The organism is Brucella sp. RRSP16, from assembly GCF_052246815.1.
Lineage (GTDB): Bacteria > Pseudomonadota > Alphaproteobacteria > Rhizobiales > Rhizobiaceae > Brucella > Brucella intermedia.
The window spans coordinates 38,037-54,811 of sequence record NZ_JBQQAM010000014.1; the positions used below are offsets into that span (position 1 = coordinate 38,037).

Sequence of the window (16,775 nt, forward strand, 5' to 3'; positions counted from 1 at the left end):
CATCAACGCCGACCCGACACTTTGTCCCGTTCCAGATGAACCAGTGTCGAGCGCTAAACTCGATGTACCAACTCAAGCTGAAGCACTGATTGCCGTGAGGAAACTGGAAGAGAAAAATCCGCTTTTGTGGGATAGGAGTGAACTGGAAAGGCTTTCCGTCTCACTAGCGAATTGTTGGCCTGTTGACGGTGTCAACGGCATGGTCGAATGCGTTACCAACGTCAAAAAAAAATCCGTCAGCGCAAGCTATTGCGAGGACGGTTGGATTTGCCAAGGATCAATCATCTGGCGAATGGATTGCGACAGACCGCAAATAAATGAAGCCCGCGAGCGGGCTTCCATCACAGTTAGATATTTTCGACACTCTTCAAAACTGTGGCCACTTCGTTTTTCGCGAGGGTTAGCCGTCCTGAGATAATTGAGGCTGCGAGATAGACCAGTTTGCCGATTGCGTCATCTACATCTTGCGGCTCATAATCAACGATCCGGCGCGGGTCGTCAGCCAAAGACGATAGTTCCAGCAGTCGTTTCGTCGGGCCAGCGTTAGTTTCTGGAACGCCGCCGCTTTCGTTGTCCCAACTTATCGCATTCCCAATTGCATCCATAATGGCCTCCGAAAGTCATTTTCAGAAGATGAGTTAAGCTCATAAGTGCAATTCTCAAAACTGACGCATAGTTGATAGCAGCAAGAAGCATACTCATTAGAAGATCGGGTACTTCTTACTGTACGATGCTCAGTTTCTTACCTCCATGCACCAATTTCTGACGAAACAGCCATCCCAAAATCTAAATGATAAAAACGTTGATTAAGGTATCTTGCACGCTAGGATACGAAAAGAAGCGAAACGCAACGAAATTTGAGCCGGTAAGAGATTGATAAAAAACGGAAAGTTTTTTTTCGTTCCACCGAAAGATGGGAGCGATTTCAAGGAATTGTTCAAGCGTATTGCCGCTGAGGGCGCAGGTCGCCCGATCGGCAGCGACGGCGCTCGCACTGGTCCCTGGACGCCGGAGCTACTTGCGGAGGCCATAACGCTTGTCGATCCCAAGCGCGTCGGCGTTGATCTACGGACTGTACAGCTCTGGTTTCAGGAGAATGAGAAAGGCATAAGCACTACCAACATCGGTTTGCTGGCGAGAGTTCTAAGCTGCGGTGACTCGGCTGCCAGAAGTGAATGGATTATGGAGCTTAGCGCGGCTCAGTCCCGGTTGGTGGCGAAAAGACGCGAGATGAAGAGGGCCGAAAGTGTCTCGCCGTCTGGGCCAAACCTTGATGCAGACCGGATAGCAACATCGGATTCTGTAAGGGATAATGATGACAAGCGATGGAAGCTTCCCAGACAGTCTGAGAAGCTTCTCAGCGAAGGTTCTCCACTGAATCTGTCTGCTTCTGTTTTTGCCGGAATGTCCGCCCTTGGATTCCTTTCGTTCATCATAGGCATTCACAACGTTAAGTTCACCCGATCCGATGGCGTCATCAAGCAGGTCGGCTTCCTTTGGGCGGTGAACTGGACATTAGTGTTCATGGTTTTCCTTCCGCTGTTCCTGGCCTTTGTTTTTGAACTGGTGAATTCGTGGAAGCACGAAAAACGTAAGGGGCTTGTCGATGGCGCAATCGAGGACAGCGACAGCGCATGGAAGCAAATTATTGATGCTTCATCCGGCTCATTCTGGGCAGTATTCCTAATATGCTTGTTATTTGCGGGTGTTTTCCAGTGGATTGGCGTCTGTTTGATGCCTCTCATCAAAGGCGGAGGTAATTACGCGACCGATTGGGGCACAATCGCGATAGTCCGGCCTGAAATCGTAACGATACCTGTTGCGATCTTATTCACGGCGCTCGCCTACCTCTATATGTGCCTATCGTTTTATCTTTTTTTCGCCGGTCTTATTCTGCTTCATTCTGTGATCAATGACTTTTGGAAAATCCGCAGCGCAGCAAAATCACGGTCCCTCTTGGACGCGGGCGATCTAAGCGATACCGGGTTTTGGGTTATGCTGTGGGTTTTCCGCTGCACACTCTTAGGTATGCTGATCGCTACCGTCATGAAGCTGCAAAGCTCTTATCTGGCGTCAAATGGCCCAAGCATCGTTGCATGGGTGATTAGCGACCTTTCATCGATCCTATTCGATCGTACAGACGTGCACAGTCGCATTAGCTATCGGATGCCGACACACTTCAGCAGCCTGCTCATCGCAATATCAACCTGTTTTGTTTTTCTATATGGTGTGATCCGCGCTGGATCGGGAAGTCATTTTAAAGTCGCTCTCTGGAAAATGACCGCAGTTGTGGCGCTGCTTTTCGCAAGCTATTTGTCTATCGACGCGTTTTCCGGCTTTACGGTCCTGATGTTTGCCGGGCTCCTAATCGCTATTTACGGCTTATTTGATCCGGCCTTTGGGTGCGGGCGTGCGAGTGAGGTTAGCAATCAAAGTGTTTCATAGTTGGCTTGATCAATGGGATGAAAAACGGGCACGACGCGGAGAAGACGCTAAAAAGGCAACGATCGTCAGTCTCGATGCAGAACGCGCGTTTCCGGGCGCTGCGAATGTTTCCAATATCGAGGAATTCTGCAAGCTTGGGGTGCAGGCAGCTGCCACGCCATCGTACTTCAGAGCGCCACTCGGTAACGATAATGATTATGAGCGGGCAGGGGATTTCCTCAAATTTCCGTCTGACATTTCAACAGACGTTGAGGAAAATAATGTGGTCTGGTCGAAGATCACCGATAGCGGCACGCGGGACAAGGTACTGGTGATATTTCATCATTGGAACGCACAATCCCGCAACCGACAGATAGCGGGTTACTTGTCCAAAAAGGGCATCACAGTCGTTGAGATTGCTATGCCGTATCATTTTGAAAGGAGCCGTCCGGGGGCCGACTACGCTGATTATATGCTAAGCGCAAATCTTGGCCGAACGATCCAGTCACTACGGCAGGCCGTGTGGGATGGACAGAAGCTCATTCGTTGGCTGAAAAGCGAAGGATATCGAGAAATCTCCGTACTCGGAATGAGCCTCGGTTCATGGGTCGCAGGACTGGTCGCCGCTCATGATACCAACGTTAGGAAAGCCTCGCTGTTTCTCACAGGCGGTAGTCTGGCCGAAATGGTCTGGACCGGGCGAGCAACGCGGGCCATACGCGAGAGCTTTGAGCCCACGATAGACCTTACTCATCTGCAAAGGGCTTGGGCACCGCTTGATCTGGGGAACTACGCCTACAGTCTCGCCCGTCCTGATCTGGATATTCAGATCGTCTTGGGAAAAAGAGACAAGGTTGTATTGCCAGAAGTGTCAATTGCTCTGTTGGAAAGTCTGAATAATGCTGGCGTAAACCCGGATGTTCTGCAATTGAACTGTGGTCACTATTCACTGGCAATTCCGCCGTACATAATTTTCGCCGGAATTAATCTAAAACGGTTTTTGTCGCAGTCTGACAGTTCAGATCGTCAAACATGACCTACCAATTGTGAATATCCATCATCAAGGCCAGGGGGTTTGTCCTAATCAAGGGGATCAATTTCACCATTCTCGGAGGGGAATTAATGGTCAACTGCCTTTGAAGGCCCTGCTTAGTACGAGCTGCGTTGTATGGCGTTGGTGCATAGATCGTCGGTCAGTTTCAGAGTTTCTATAACATTGGCTTGTAATGTTCAGTTTCGTTAAGAATTTGGATCAAGCCAATGCCTTTTAAGCACAACTCCGCTCGTCGTCACCGGATACCCAAACAGAAGTTCAAGGTCACGAACTGGGCGGAGTATGAAGCAGGCTTACGTCAGCGCGGCAGTGTTACTTTCTGGATCAGTGAAGCAGCGATAGCCGGGTGGATTGCACCACCGCGCAAGACACGCGGTGGTCAACGTCGCTATTCTGATCTGGCGATTGAAACGACGCTGATATGTGGCAAAGTGTTTAACCAGCCTTTGCGTCAGACAGAAGGTTTGCTGGCCTCGTTGTTGAGGCTGCTTAATGTTGAACTGCCGGTGCCTGATCACACAACATTAAGCAGACGCTGCGCCGATCTTGTTGTTTCCAGCTTAACCCGGCGTACCAGGATGGATGGAACTGACGAACCTCTTCATGTGATCGTCGATAGCACTGGTATGAAGATATATGAAGCAGGACAATGGCTTGAAGAAAAGCATGGCGCTAAATCTGCCCGCAAATGGCTTAAGCTGCATCTTGCTATTGATGCAGATAACAATCAAGTCATTGCAGAAACACTCACTGATCAGAATACCAGTGACCTCAGCCAGGTTCCTGATTTGCTGGGTATGATTGATCGCCCGATCGCTCGTTTCATGGCAGATGGCGCTTATGACAGCGATCAAACCTATCAAGCTTTACGCAGCCATAGTCCCGGTGTGAGCATTATCATTCCGCCACGAATACGAGACTTACAAGATGCCTCGTATGGCCCACCCGATCAGCGTGACTGGCATAGCCGCACAATTGCTCAACTCGGTCGGATGGCATGGCAAAATCTCACCGAGTATGGGAAGCGAGCGAGCGTAGAAAACGCCATAGGCAATTATAAATCAACAAACGGGTCAACGCTGAGGTCACGCAAACTCGCCAATCAGAAGACTGAAGCTAAGCTTGGATGCGGCGTCCGTAATCGCATGCTGCAGACACCACGCCCGAAATCCGTCCGCGTGAAAGTTGAAACCACATAAGCCAGCATCAAAGACCGGAATCCGTGTGGAATCTGTTCCATGCACCAACGCCCCTCGTGGGCATGGAGGCGCGAGCCACGGCGACGACCCTGTTTCGCAGGCGTCAACCGATCAGCCCGAGTACTCGCAATCCAGGTGAGAGCTGTTGAGCCGCCAACCCCAAATCGGGCTGCGGCTGAGCGCTCCGACGTGCCATCCCATGACACAGCCAAAACCCGGCTACGAAGATCGTCGCTGAAAGCTCGGGTCGCTTTGCCATGGACTAAATCATCAATGGGGCAATAGAAGCAGAGTTCGGCCAACAAGGGAATCCTTATCGCGATTCCGCGTACAACGGACGTGCTCTAGAACCCCCAAGTTCAAAGGCCGCAAAGGACAGTCGCCGGGTGCGACTGTCCTAAAGTGAAGGGTTACGGGGCTCCGTTGGTCTTCACAGAAAGCTATCAAGAATCGGCGTCCACTCGCCATTCTGATTGTCGAACTGCGGAATATGCGCGAGGCTATGAAGTAGCTTCACATCTTCGCCCAGTGTGGCCTGCCAGTCCTTGGCTTCGGTGAGGATGACGCCGATGCCGACGACCTCGCCACCTGCCTTGCGCACCAACTCGACTGATCCCTTGAGACTTGAACCCGATGCCACGACGTCGTCCACCACGACCACGCGTTTTCCCTCGAGAAGCGGGATTGCCTGACGATCGAGAAGCAAACGCTGCTCGCCCTTGGAGGTGATGGAGGAAATCGTCTGCACCAGTGCATCGCCGAGATGGATTTTCGGCGACTTCTGCAACACGACATAATCGTCAAGACCAAGCGCGCGCGACACTTCAATCGCTACCGGAATGCCGAGCGTTGCAGCACCGACGATCACATCGGGCCTCAGCGGCGCCAGCTTTTCGGCCAGCGCTTTGCCCACATGTTCTCCGAAGCGAACACCGAGATCAATGACCATCATCAGGGAAATGGCGAAGTTCGGATTGATCGGCACAATCGGCAGATCGACCTTGCGGCCTGCCACATCGACGGTCCAGACCTGTCCATTGCCGGAAAGTTTCGTGCTGTCTTCAGTCATCGTTTTATGTCCTTGGTATTCAGCCGTGATTCAACCAGCAGACCCACGTTGCGCCATGTGGTGCGCTTGCGCTTGGTGTCGAAGCCATAAATGGCGAGCGAAAGCGAAATGGCATGCGCCATGCGGATTGCCTGCACCAGAAGCGGAACACCGCGCGCCAGCGCAAAACGCAGGCGCATCGGGAAGGAGACGTCATCGATTTCCATGCCGCGGGCGCGCTGCGCATCCGCGATACGTTCGAAATCCTCGCGCAGCATTGGGATGATGCCAAAGGTCAGCGACAGTACTAGCGTTACCATAGACGGCAGACGCGCAGCGCTTGCGGCTGCCAGAATGGAACCCGGCGTGCTGGTTTCCATTACAAAATAGAAGGCAGCCGTGGTCGTCACCAGCCGCGCCGCCATACCGGCGGCAATCGGCAGTGTATCCACGAAGGCCATGCCTTGCAGCACGAGATTGAGAATCCAGCTCGCCATGACGAGCAGCGTCAACAGCATCGCACCCTTGAGATAGCCGCGCAGGCCCGGCACCTTTACCAGCACAAGAAAGCCGACCGTCACCAGCGCCAGCGGTACGCCATAATGCCAGCCGGGCACCAGCCAAGCTGCAAGCATGACCAGAAAAGCCGCGACGAGCTTCACGAAGAAGTTCAAATCGTAGAAGATTTTCATGCGGCTTCTCCCGTCTCGACGACACGCGGTTTGGGCCAGGCCAGTGCGCCATAGGCATCGGAAGCCCAGGACGTATCCACATCGCCATCGAAAGTGACATGGCCGTTATCGAGGATCATGACACGGGACGACACATCGTCCACCAGTTCCAGATCGTGCGAGATCAGCATCACGGCACGGTTTTCGCTGAGTGCGGTTTCGAGGAACAGTTCCAGCATACGGCGACCGTTGAGATCGCGTGCCAGAAGCGGCTCATCGAGAATGGCAACCGAAGCGCCCGCCGCTTCCGCACAGGCGAGACCAAGCAAGGCCTGCTGCCGCGAGGAAAGCGCGAACGGGTTGGTTTCCTCGTGGCCGCCCAGACCATATTTGTGCAGGCATGCCGTTGCGCGGGCGGTGATGGCATCATCCTTCGGCGCGCGGGTTGCCGCTGTGATGGCGAAGACCACCTCTTCCAGCACCGTCATGTTGAACAGAATCCGGCGCATGTTCTGCGGCAGATAGGCAACCGAACGGGCACGCTTGGCCGCCGTCCACTTGTCGGCATTCTCGCCGCCAATGGTGATAGAACCGGCAGCAATTTTCTGAAGGCCCAGAATGGACTGGAACAGCGTGGTCTTGCCCGCACCGTTCTTGCCAATCAGACCGACGACCTCGCCCGCCCGTATCTGGAAATTCACGTTTTCAAGAACCGGCTGGCCATCACGGCGCTGAAGCTGCGTCTTGATGCCCGACACGGAAACGAGCACCTGACCATCGGCTTTGCCACCGGCAAGGCGCTTGCGCACCGCCACAGGCGGCAGAACACCCGCATCTTCCCAGGCTCCCGCATCATTGATGATGGAAGCAAGCGGCACGACAGGCGCAAGCTTGCCTTCCTTCACCAGGCCGACATCAGTGATGACGGCCTGCAAGGAGGCAGGATCCTGTTCGGCGATCAGCAGGGCCGGAATTTCCGCCCCGAGCTTTTTGAGAACCCGCACGAGTCGATGGCGCGCCGCCGGATCAAGACCCGTGGTCGGCTCGTCAAGGATCAGGAGCTTCGGCTCGGCAGCCAGTGCGGCGGCCATGGCCACCATGCGCCGCTCGCCGCCCGAAAGGGTCAGCACGCGACGGCCACGCAGGGCGTTCAGTTCCAGCTCGTTGAGAAGATCGTCAATCCGCGTGCGGACGGCGTCTTTGGCAAGGCCGCGATTTTCCAGCGGAAAGGCAATCAGGTCTTCGACGCTGAGATCCCAGAGCTGGTCTTCCACATTCTGCGAAACCACACCGACTGTGCTGAACAGCTCATCCTTCGATATGGAAGAGATGGGCTTGCCGTTCAGCGTCACATCGCCGCCAAAAACCTGCGGGGTAATCAGACGCGGCACAATGCCGGATGCAGCGTTGAGCAGCGTGGTCTTGCCACTACCGCCCGCGCCGCAGACCAGAAGGCGTTCGCCGTCACGGATATCGAGGCTGGCCTCGGCGATTGCCAGAACGGAATCGCCAAAGCTCACTTTAACATTCTGCAGTTGGAGCACTTTTCCGGGCCCGCTCTCAGAAACGCGTGAAACCGGACGGATGCGCGCCCTTGAGAATCTTCAGGGCCGGAACCACCAAAAGCGGGGTGCCAATCAGCATCGGAACGATATCGGAAAGACCGAGATACATGACGGCCCACCAAAACGGAAAAATGCCAAGATAGGCAAGGCTTGCCGAAACGGCGGCAACCATCAAGAGGCCAACAATAAGGCAGGTCGCTGCAATTTTAATCAGCGTTGCGCGATTGAAAGTCGTGGTCTTCGGATCGAACAGTATGCCGGGGATCAGGCCGGTTAGGCCAACCATGATGCCGTCGATGAGTAGCGAATGCGCAGGAATAAAGGTGCCAGCGAGTAGCGACCAAATGATTGTGCCGAGATAGCCGCAGATGAAACCGCTCTTGCGGCCCAGCAGAATACCGACTAGCGGCGGCAGGAAAGCAAAAATGCGCCACTGGATCACACCCGGAACCAGCTGGATCGGATTGGCGTAAGCCCAGAGAACGCCCGTTGCCGCAGCGGCAACGATGGAAAGAACGATCGGAAACAGTGTATTTCCGTCGTTATGGATGGTGGTTGAGTTGGACATTGTCTTATTCCCGTAAAGTGTCTCCCGTCTGCTTATAGCAAAAGCCATGCCGCTTGGCTGTCGCTGCGGGCGAAAGAGACTTTATTGTAATGGCGTGAGGCTATCCTGTCGGCATTTCTGTAGCGATAAAGCACTTCCGGCAAAAACACCCGGCCTTCCGAAGAGTCAAGCGGAGTCACGCCTGCAAAGCAAAGAGTCACATCATACTGGACGTTGCCAGAAGAAAACCATTCTCAATGGTTGTCTCACCATCAGGAAAAGGGTCGTTGGCGTCATCCTGGCGATCTCTGCCGTGTTGTTGTTATACGATCTAAGCTGCACAGTTGTTATGTCCGCTACTCCTCAACCTAGGCGTTTGCAATGGCTGGAAGGGCTTCTTGACAGCATGTTTTTCCATTCGCGCGCGTATGGAACGCGGAACATCACTTCCACATGCTTCGCATCCGTGCGCCGACATCAATGCGGACATTGCGCGCGCTGGCATCGCTTGCGGTTGCTGCTACTTTTGGCCAGTTCGTCGTCTCAAATAAATGAAGGAGTGTGGCGGGAATGAATCGCGTTCGCGAAGCATAAACATGCCGGTCGCCCTTCGCATTTTGCCCATAGGTAAAAAAACGTCTGCACTCTCGTTAAAGTAACAGTGCCCGGGCGCAAACAGGAGCCCCCCGACCATCGCGAGCGCCATGAGGAGATTGGTCTCGGGTCCGACGATCGCTGTCACCGCGATCCAGGCGATCGCGGCCATGAGCCCGAGCAGCAGCGCCGATTGCACGAAATTGAGCAGGCGGTCGCTGGCGGAGGCCGCGGTCATCGCGTCTTGTAGCCTCCGAGTTCGCGCCGGTCCTGATCGCGTACCAGCCAGTGGACAGCGCCGAGCGCAAGCGCCGCGCCCGCGAGTGCGGCAATCTTGGATGATTCCGTCTCGCCGAGGTCCAGGATGATGAACTTGCGCGCGATGGCGAGGAGCGCGATCAGCACGATCGTGCGGACCTGGAGGATCCCGAAGCTGCGTTCGGTCGCAACAAGAAGGGAGCGCTTGAACTCGAGCGCGATCACCACGGTGAAGATCATGCCGAACACCACCTGGAAGGTGGCGTAATCGAGAGGGTCGAATGCCCCCAGAACCAAGCGGTTCACGACTTCGCGCATCAGCGCCCAGACCGACGCCACGACGATCGCCGCAATGATGACGCTGAGGACGAGGATGACAACTTGCTCGAACTTCTCGTAGAGCGTCATCGCCGACCATTGTTCACGGGTCAGCCCAGATCGTTGCAAGTCTTTCATGATTGCCTCTCGAAAGCCGCCCTGGAGAGACAAGCTCCCCGGGGCTTTGCCAGACGGTGCGATATCGCACGGAGCGGAGGGGACGCCGCAAACCGGCGACACCCCATGTGGCATATCAGCCGTTCTTGACCTCGATGCGCTTGACCTTCGCCTGCGCCTCGGGAGTCTGGGGCAGCTTGATCGTCAGAACCCCATTCTTGAAGGATGCTTGCGCCTTTTCGCCATCCACACCGGGAGGGAGCGGAATTGTCCGGTAGATCGCGCCGTAGCTGCGTTCGGAGAGGTAGTAGCCCTTCTTCTCCTCCTGGCGCTCGATCTTCTTTTCCCCCTTCACAGTCAACATGTCATCGTTGACCGTCACCTCGATGTCTTTCATCTCCATGCCCGGCAGCTCAATCGATACTTCGATCGCCTTGTCGGTCTCGACCACGTCGGATTTCGCTTCGCCGCTGCCAAAGGGCCATTCGAAATGACCGACCCGGTTCCAGAAGTTCTCGAACACATGGTTCATTTCGCGCTGGAGTGTCGCGATCGGGTTTTCTTCGCTGCTCTTGGAATCTGGCGCGCCGTCCTTGCGCGCCCAGGGAATGAGGTCTTTGATCTGCATGATATGGTCTCCTTCGGTTTTCAGGCGCCCTTGACGGCGATCCTCTTCGGCTGCGCTTCAGGGGCTCGGGGAAGCGTCAAAGTGAGGACGCCTCCACGCATCTCGGCTTCGATCCGGTCGGGGTCGAAGTCCTCGGAAAGCGTGAAGGCACGCTCAAAATCGCCCTCGCCATATTCGGCATAGGCAAGTTCGAGGTTTTCCGGCCGCACCGGGTCAACCTTGCCGCGGATCGTCAACACACGATTTTCGAGCGTGATTTCGACCGCATCGGCGGCGACCCCAGGCATTTCAAGCATCATGGAGACACCCTCATCGGTCTCGACGATATCGGTCAGCGGGCGGTAGATGCGGCCGCCGGCGGCGGTTTCAGGCGCGTCGGTCGGCGTCTTTTCGGCGGCTTGCGTGATGTCGGTGCTCATCGTTCCAGCTCCTCTCAGGCTGCCTTGATCTCGATTTTCTTCGGCTTTTTTTCCTCGGGCCGGGAGATGACGATCCGCAATACGCCGTTCGTCATCCTCGCCTCGACCTTGTCTTCCGAGGCCGCGAACGGCAGGCGGATCGCGCGTGAAAACCTGCCGTAACCGCGTTCGTTGCGGTGCCAGCGCGCACCTTCGAGAACCTGGGGCGCCTTGCTTTCGCCCGACAGCGTCAGGACGTTGTCCTTGACCGCAATCTCGATATCGCCCGGCTCAATGCCAGGGAGTTCGGTAGTAACGGCGACGACTTCCGCACCCTGCCAGACATTCACCGCCGGGAACGCCGCGCGGGCCGGCGGCCAGAAACCGCGGTCGAGATCGCGCATCATGGAGCGCATCAGCGCAAAGGGATCGCTGCGGCGCAGATATCTCGGGTAGAGCATTACTGGCCTCCTGTTGCTGATCGATGCCCCCGAACCGTCGGCATGGAGGGACCGGGCAACGGTGCCGGCCGGATGTGGGTTCGGAGACCGCCCATCAAGATAGGCGGTTCCATTTATTATGCAAGCATATATGATGCGTGCATTGCGCTTTGGATGGAGTGCGGTCTATCCTGTGTCTCATGCAACCGGAGGAAGGATACCTATGATCTCTTCGGACATCGCGCTGATCGGGACGACGATCCACCGGGTCGCGCAGCTCATCCAGCAGCGGATCGACCAAGACATCCGCGACAGCGGCCTGACCCGCCTGTCCTGGATGGCGGCGGCGCATGTCGAGGATGCGCCCGGGCTGACCATCGGCGATCTGGCCGACCGACTTGAGGTCGGCCCGGCCACTGCGGGCCAGCTCGTCGATCGCATGGTCCGGGGCGGCTGGGTCGAGCGGTCGCCCTCGCTCGACGACAGGCGGTCGCAGATCGTCACCGCAACGTCGAAGGCCCGGGCGATGCTGGAGGAACTCGCGCCGCGGCAATCGGCGCTCGAACATGAAATCCTGCAGGATCTGTCGGCAGACGAAAGGCGCATCCTGCTGGCGCTGCTCGAGCGGATCAGGGCGCGGCTCGGGCGCCAGTGAAAGGGACAAGCGGCATGGAAAGGAAGACCGAATATAACATCTGGTACTGGGTGGTGGCTTTCATAGCCGTGCTTTTCATCCAGAACCTGATCGCCGGCTGGCAATCCGTCGCACCGATCAGCTACAGCCAGTTCGAGAGCTATCTCGAGGATGGCAGGGTCGCGTCCGTCGCGGTCGGCGCGGACACCATCACCGGCACCTTCACCGACCCCGTCGACGGCAAGAGCCAGTTCGTCACCACGGTCGTGGATCCCGCGATCCTGCAGCGGATCGACCGCTCCGGCGTCGAGATCACGGGCGTTCCTCAGAACACCTTTCTCGGCACGCTGATTTCCTGGGTGGCGCCAGCGCTTGTCTTCTTCGGAATCTGGATGCTGCTGTTCCGTAAGTTCGCCGACAAACAGGGTTTCGGCGGGTTCATGCAGGTCGGCCGCAGCAAGGCCAAGGTTTACATGGAAAAAGAAACCGGCGTCAGCTTCGCCGACGTGGCCGGTGTGGACGAGGCCAAGGCCGAGCTCGAGGAGGTCGTAGAGTTCCTCAGGAACCCCGCCGAATACGGAAAGCTGGGCGCACATATCCCCAAAGGCATATTGCTTGTCGGGCCGCCGGGCACCGGCAAGACGCTTCTAGCGCGCGCAGTGGCAGGCGAGGCCGGCGTGACCTTCTTTTCGATCTCGGGCTCCGAGTTCGTCGAGATGTTCGTGGGCGTCGGTGCCGCGCGGGTGCGCGACCTCTTCGAGCAGGCTCGGAAATCCGCGCCGGCGATCATCTTCATCGACGAACTCGACGCTCTCGGGCGGGCGCGCTCCTCCGGCCAGATCGCTGGCGGCCACGATGAGCGTGAGCAGACGCTGAACCAGCTTCTGACCGAGCTCGACGGCTTCGACCCTTCGGTGGGCATCGTGCTCCTGGCCGCCACCAACCGACCAGAGATCCTCGACCCCGCGCTGCTGCGTGCGGGACGCTTCGACCGGCAGGTGCTGGTGGATCGGCCGGATAAGAAGGGACGTGTGCAGATTCTCGGCGTTCACATGAAAAAGGTGAAGCTCGCCCCGGACGTCGATGCCGAGAAGGTCGCAGCGCTTACTCCCGGCTTTTCCGGGGCGGACCTCGCCAATCTCGTCAACGAGGCAGCATTGCTCGCCACGCGCCGCAAGGCTGATGCGGTGACGATGGACGACTTCAACAATGCCGTCGAGCGCATCATCGCAGGGTTGGAAAAGAAGAACCGCGTGCTCAATCCGCGCGAACGCGAGATCGTGGCGCACCACGAGATGGGGCACGCGCTGGTCGCGATGGCTCTGCCGGGGGTGGATCCGGTGCACAAGGTCTCGATCATACCGCGCGGCATCGGCGCGCTCGGCTACACCATCCAGCGGCCGACCGAGGACCGCTTCCTGATGACCCGCGACGAGCTGGAGAACAAGATCGCCGTGCTGCTGGGCGGGCGCGCGGCCGAGAAGATCGTCTACGACCACCTCTCGACCGGGGCGGCGGACGATCTGGTCAAGGCCACCGATATCGCCCGCGCCATGATCGCGCGCTATGGCATGGATCCCGATCTCGGCAATGTCAGCTACGACAGCGAACGCCCGGGCTTCCTCGGGACCGGCGATCAGGCGTCCTGGCTCAACCGCCGCTACAGCGAGGCGACGGCCGAGCGCATGGACGAGAAGGTGCGCGAGGTGGTGGATGGCGTCTTCAAGCGCACCGTTGCGCTTCTCGAAGCCAACCGGGATCTCCTTGAGCAATCGGCGCAGGATCTCCTGCAACGGGAGACACTGGACGAGCCCGATCTGGTGGCAATTGGGTCCAAGGTGAAAAGAACGGAAGCGGTCGCTGCGTGACACCGTCACTGACGCAGATGATCGGCGGACAACCCTGACTGGATAAAGAAACGGAGAGGAAAAATGGCAAACGGAGCTTGCGATATTTGCGGTCGCCCGGCGACGGCGCGCGTGCGCGCCTCGGTGAACGGCAAAGTTCAGAACATGGAGCTGTGCGATCAGCACTACCGCGAAATGGTGCGCCGGTCGGGCCGCAGCGCATCCCCGCTGGAGTCCCTGTTCGGACGACATTCCCTTTTTGACGAATTCTTCGGCGATAGCGGGTTCGGCAGCCTGTTCAGCGACAGCCCGCTGCGGGGTGGCGCACTGGGCGCCACGGGCGCGGGTGAGGACGACGTCGTGGATGCCACCTTCGGGGAGGAAGCGCCGCGCCGCGGATCGCGGCGCGGCGGCGGACGCACCATCGCCGATCGGCTGAGCGAACAGGGCAACAAACTATTGCAGGATGCCGCACAGAAGGCTGGAGAATTCGGGCGCAGCGAGGTCGATACCGAACATCTGCTTCTGGCACTGACCTCGTCCGACGTCGTCAAAACGATCCTGGAACAGTTCAAGGTCGATGTGGACGACCTGCGGCGCCAGGTTGAGAAGGAAGCGAAGCGTGGAGAGGCCAGGACGGAGGGCGAAATCGGCGTCAGTCCTCGCCTGAAGGACGCGCTGAACCGGGCCTTCATCGCCTCGAACGAACTCGGCCATTCCTATGTCGGTCCCGAGCACCTGCTGATCGGCCTTGCCGAGGAAGGTGAAGGCCTGGCCGCGTCGATCCTGCGCAAATACGGATTGACGCCGCAGGCGCTGCGCCAGCAGGTGACCAAGGTCGTGGGCAAGGGTGCCGAGGAGGGCCGCGTGGAGGCGCCTTCCAGCACGCCCGATCTCGACCAGTTCAGCCGTGACCTGACGAAGCTCGCCCGCGAGGGCAAGCTCGACCCCGTCATCGGCCGCGCCCGCGAGATCGAGACGACGATCGAAGTGCTCGCCCGCCGGAAAAAGAACAACCCGGTGCTGATCGGCGAGCCCGGCGTGGGCAAGACCGCCATCGTCGAGGGACTTGCACAACGGATCGTCGCGGGCGAAGTGCCCGAGGCGCTGCGCGACAAGCGGCTGGTCGAGCTCAACATCAACTCGATGGTGGCCGGGTCGAAGTATCGCGGCGAGTTCGAGGAGCGAGTCCAGAAGATCCTCAAGGAGATCACCGAGGAGAAGGACAGCCTGATCCTGTTCATCGACGAGATCCACACCATCGTCGGCGCCGGCCAGGGCGGTGGCGAAGGTGGTCTCGACATCGCCAACACCTTCAAGCCGGCGCTGGCGCGGGGCGAGCTGAACCTGATCGGTGCGACGACGCTCAACGAGTACCAGAAATACATCGAGAAGGACGCGGCGCTCGAGCGACGGTTCCAGCCGGTTTATGTCGAGGAACCCACGGTAGCTCAGGTCATCATGATCCTGCGCGGCCTGCGCGACACGCTGGAGGCGCACCACAAGGTGACGATCACCGACGAGGCCATCGTCGCGGCGGCCGAGCTTTCTGATCGCTACATCACTGGCCGCTTCATGCCCGACAAGGCGATCGACCTGATCGATCAGGCAGCCGCTCGGGTGAAGATCAGCGCCACGGCGCGCCCTGTGGACGTCCAGGAGCTGGAGGCCGAAGCCGCGCAGATCAAGCGCGAGCAGGACTATGCCGCAGCCCGCAAGCAATTCGACCGGGCAGCGGAACTGAAGAAGGAACTCGAGCAGAAGCAGAAGGAGCTTGACGAGCTTCTGGAGATCTGGAAGCGCGACCAGGCTTCGGCGACCGCCGAGGTGCGCGCCGATCATGTCGCGCAGATCGTCTCCAAGATCACCGGTGTTCCGGTCACGGAGCTGACCGCCGAGGAGAAGGACAAGCTCCTCAAGCTCGAGGAGAAGCTGCACGAGCGCGTCATCGGCCAGGAAGAAGCGATCCGCGCCGTGGCCGATGCGGTGCGCCTTGCGCGTGCGGGTCTGCGCGAAGGTTTCGGTCCGACCGCGACCTTCCTGTTCCTCGGACCGACCGGGGTTGGCAAGACGGAACTGGCCAAGACGCTCGCCGAGGTGATCTTCGGCGATCAGGACGCGATGATCCGTATCGACATGTCGGAATATGGAGAGCGTCACGCGGTGGCACGGCTCGTCGGCGCGCCTCCGGGCTACGTCGGCTATGACGAGGGGGGGCAGCTGACCGAAAAGGTCCGCCGCCGGCCCTATTCGGTGGTGCTGCTCGACGAGATTGAGAAGGCACACCCGGATGTCTACAACATCCTGTTGCAGGTATTCGACGACGGCCGCCTGACCGACGGCAAGGGCCGCGTGGTGGACTTCACCAACACCATCATCATCGCAACCTCGAACCTCGGTTCGGACATCATCCAGCGCAACCTCACGAAACGCGGCAGCAGGGAGTTCGACGAGGCCAAGCAGAAATCCGAACTGATGGAGGTGTTGCGCGGTCATTTCCGGCCAGAGTTCATCAATCGGATCGACGAGATCATCGTCTTTCATTCGCTGAACCAGTCGGAGATCCGCCAGATCGTCGAGTTGCAGCTCAACCGGGTGAAGCGGACCGCCCTTACCCAGGGTGTCGAACTCGAATTCGATGTGAGCGTCGTGGATCACTTCGGCTCGGTCGGCTTCCGTCCCGAATTCGGCGCCCGCGAGCTGCGCCGGCTGATCCGGTCGGAGTTGGAGACCGAGTTGGCTCGCGAAATGCTCTCGGGGCGGATCGAGGATGGGGACAAGGTCCGCGTCGCTTGGTCAGCGGACGAACAGAAGGTCGTGTTCGAAAAGATCGCAAAGCAAACCGGTGACGACAGCCCGGACGATCAGGCCGAGGCCGGGATCGACGAGTCCAGCGAAGTTGCCGAAAACAAGGCGGACGCTCCGACGCCCGATGTCCCGGTCGACGCCAAGGATAAGGAGCAGTCTAAGGACGATAAATCTACCGGGTGACGTCGTGAAGGACTGGCCGGCGCGACGACGGTCGCGCCGGGC

Annotated in this window: 15 protein-coding genes and 2 pseudogenes; 6 read left to right on the forward strand and 11 right to left on the reverse strand. The window is 58.1% G+C overall.

Annotated elements, in window-relative coordinates; all coding sequences use genetic code 11:
- Positions 1–347 precede the first annotated feature (347 nt).
- On the reverse strand, positions 348–605 hold the full coding sequence (locus tag ACS5UA_RS19505; protein ID WP_443101680.1) for a hypothetical protein: 258 nt from the start codon (positions 603–605) through the stop codon (positions 348–350).
- A 268-nt stretch (positions 606–873) separates the two neighbouring features.
- Between ACS5UA_RS19505 and ACS5UA_RS19510 the strand changes: the two genes are divergently transcribed.
- The 3 genes from ACS5UA_RS19510 (at position 874) to ACS5UA_RS19520 (ending at position 4,677) form a co-directional block, all read left to right on the forward strand.
- Positions 874–2,445: an RcgA family putative transporter gene (locus ACS5UA_RS19510; RefSeq protein ID WP_443101681.1), complete on the forward strand. Its 1,572-nt coding sequence runs from the start codon at positions 874–876 to the stop codon at positions 2,443–2,445.
- Positions 2,435–3,460 carry an alpha/beta fold hydrolase gene (locus ACS5UA_RS19515; protein ID WP_443101722.1) on the forward strand — a complete coding sequence of 342 codons (1,026 nt, stop codon included), beginning with the start codon at positions 2,435–2,437 and terminating at the stop codon, positions 3,458–3,460. Before ACS5UA_RS19510 ends, ACS5UA_RS19515 begins: the two co-directional genes overlap by 11 nt.
- Positions 3,461–3,684: 224 nt before the next feature.
- Positions 3,685–4,677 carry an IS5 family transposase gene (locus ACS5UA_RS19520; RefSeq protein WP_443101682.1) on the forward strand — a complete coding sequence of 331 codons (993 nt, stop codon included), beginning with the start codon at positions 3,685–3,687 and terminating at the stop codon, positions 4,675–4,677.
- Between the two features lie 53 nt (positions 4,678–4,730).
- On the opposite strand, the pseudogene ACS5UA_RS19525 reads toward ACS5UA_RS19520, so the two are convergent.
- The 10 genes and pseudogenes from ACS5UA_RS19525 to ACS5UA_RS19570 all read right to left on the reverse strand — a co-directional run.
- Positions 4,731–4,952 (reverse strand): annotated as a pseudogene (locus ACS5UA_RS19525) (hypothetical protein); the annotation flags it as partial.
- Positions 4,953–5,107: 155 nt separating this feature from the next.
- Positions 5,108–5,746, reverse strand: coding sequence for a phosphoribosyltransferase family protein (locus ACS5UA_RS19530; RefSeq protein WP_247997191.1), 639 nt, complete (start codon positions 5,744–5,746; stop codon positions 5,108–5,110).
- A complete protein-coding gene (locus ACS5UA_RS19535) occupies positions 5,743–6,417 on the reverse strand; it encodes an energy-coupling factor transporter transmembrane component T family protein (protein WP_443101683.1) in 675 nt (224 codons plus the stop codon). Before ACS5UA_RS19535 ends, ACS5UA_RS19530 begins: the two co-directional genes overlap by 4 nt.
- Positions 6,414–7,916 carry an ABC transporter ATP-binding protein gene (locus ACS5UA_RS19540; RefSeq protein WP_235914826.1) on the reverse strand — a complete coding sequence of 501 codons (1,503 nt, stop codon included), beginning with the start codon at positions 7,914–7,916 and terminating at the stop codon, positions 6,414–6,416. The genes ACS5UA_RS19535 and ACS5UA_RS19540 overlap by 4 nt, the downstream gene beginning before the upstream one ends.
- Before the next feature lie 40 nt (positions 7,917–7,956).
- Complete coding sequence (locus ACS5UA_RS19545) at positions 7,957–8,529, reverse strand: aminotriazole resistance protein (RefSeq protein ID WP_021586547.1); 573 nt, start codon at positions 8,527–8,529, stop codon at positions 7,957–7,959.
- Positions 8,530–8,951: 422 nt separating this feature from the next.
- Positions 8,952–9,149, reverse strand: a pseudogene (locus tag ACS5UA_RS19550) (hypothetical protein); the annotation flags it as partial.
- Positions 9,150–9,336: 187 nt separating this feature from the next.
- On the reverse strand, positions 9,337–9,768 hold the full coding sequence (locus tag ACS5UA_RS19555; RefSeq protein WP_443101723.1) for a phosphate-starvation-inducible PsiE family protein: 432 nt from the start codon (positions 9,766–9,768) through the stop codon (positions 9,337–9,339).
- Positions 9,769–9,931: 163 nt separating this feature from the next.
- On the reverse strand, positions 9,932–10,423 hold the full coding sequence (locus tag ACS5UA_RS19560; RefSeq protein WP_443101684.1) for an Hsp20/alpha crystallin family protein: 492 nt from the start codon (positions 10,421–10,423) through the stop codon (positions 9,932–9,934).
- Positions 10,424–10,443: 20 nt separating this feature from the next.
- Positions 10,444–10,842: an Hsp20/alpha crystallin family protein gene (locus ACS5UA_RS19565; RefSeq protein ID WP_443101685.1), complete on the reverse strand. Its 399-nt coding sequence runs from the start codon at positions 10,840–10,842 to the stop codon at positions 10,444–10,446.
- 14 nt (positions 10,843–10,856) lie between these two features.
- On the reverse strand, positions 10,857–11,282 hold the full coding sequence (locus ACS5UA_RS19570) for an Hsp20/alpha crystallin family protein (protein ID WP_443101686.1): 426 nt from the start codon (positions 11,280–11,282) through the stop codon (positions 10,857–10,859).
- Positions 11,283–11,484: 202 nt separating this feature from the next.
- On the opposite strand from ACS5UA_RS19570, the gene ACS5UA_RS19575 reads away from it, so the two are divergent.
- From ACS5UA_RS19575 to ACS5UA_RS19585, 3 genes are all read left to right on the forward strand, one after another.
- Positions 11,485–11,916 carry a MarR family winged helix-turn-helix transcriptional regulator gene (locus ACS5UA_RS19575; protein ID WP_013651409.1) on the forward strand — a complete coding sequence of 144 codons (432 nt, stop codon included), beginning with the start codon at positions 11,485–11,487 and terminating at the stop codon, positions 11,914–11,916.
- Between the two features lie 14 nt (positions 11,917–11,930).
- Positions 11,931–13,763 (forward strand): ATP-dependent zinc metalloprotease FtsH, encoded by a 1,833-nt coding sequence (gene ftsH / locus ACS5UA_RS19580; protein WP_443101687.1) that lies wholly within the window; start codon positions 11,931–11,933, stop codon positions 13,761–13,763.
- Between the two features lie 63 nt (positions 13,764–13,826).
- Positions 13,827–16,733, forward strand: a complete 2,907-nt coding sequence (locus ACS5UA_RS19585) for an ATP-dependent Clp protease ATP-binding subunit (protein ID WP_443101688.1) — start codon at positions 13,827–13,829, stop codon at positions 16,731–16,733.
- The last annotated feature ends 42 nt before the right edge of the window (positions 16,734–16,775 follow it).

Coding starts and splice junctions, on each gene's coding strand:
- ACS5UA_RS19505 (WP_443101680.1), bottom strand. CDS start 605: ATGGATGCAATTGGGAATGCGATAAGTTGGGACAACGAAAGCGGCGGC.
- ACS5UA_RS19520 (WP_443101682.1), top strand. CDS start 3,685: ATGCCTTTTAAGCACAACTCCGCTCGTCGTCACCGGATACCCAAACAG.
- ACS5UA_RS19530 (WP_247997191.1), bottom strand. CDS start 5,746: ATGACTGAAGACAGCACGAAACTTTCCGGCAATGGACAGGTCTGGACC.
- ACS5UA_RS19535 (WP_443101683.1), bottom strand. CDS start 6,417: ATGAAAATCTTCTACGATTTGAACTTCTTCGTGAAGCTCGTCGCGGCT.
- ACS5UA_RS19545 (WP_021586547.1), bottom strand. CDS start 8,529: ATGTCCAACTCAACCACCATCCATAACGACGGAAATACACTGTTTCCG.
- ACS5UA_RS19555 (WP_443101723.1), bottom strand. CDS start 9,768: ATGACGCTCTACGAGAAGTTCGAGCAAGTTGTCATCCTCGTCCTCAGC.
- ACS5UA_RS19560 (WP_443101684.1), bottom strand. CDS start 10,423: ATGCAGATCAAAGACCTCATTCCCTGGGCGCGCAAGGACGGCGCGCCA.
- ACS5UA_RS19565 (WP_443101685.1), bottom strand. CDS start 10,842: ATGAGCACCGACATCACGCAAGCCGCCGAAAAGACGCCGACCGACGCG.
- ACS5UA_RS19570 (WP_443101686.1), bottom strand. CDS start 11,282: ATGCTCTACCCGAGATATCTGCGCCGCAGCGATCCCTTTGCGCTGATG.
- ACS5UA_RS19575 (WP_013651409.1), top strand. CDS start 11,485: ATGATCTCTTCGGACATCGCGCTGATCGGGACGACGATCCACCGGGTC.
- ftsH (WP_443101687.1), top strand. CDS start 11,931: ATGGAAAGGAAGACCGAATATAACATCTGGTACTGGGTGGTGGCTTTC.
- ACS5UA_RS19585 (WP_443101688.1), top strand. CDS start 13,827: ATGGCAAACGGAGCTTGCGATATTTGCGGTCGCCCGGCGACGGCGCGC.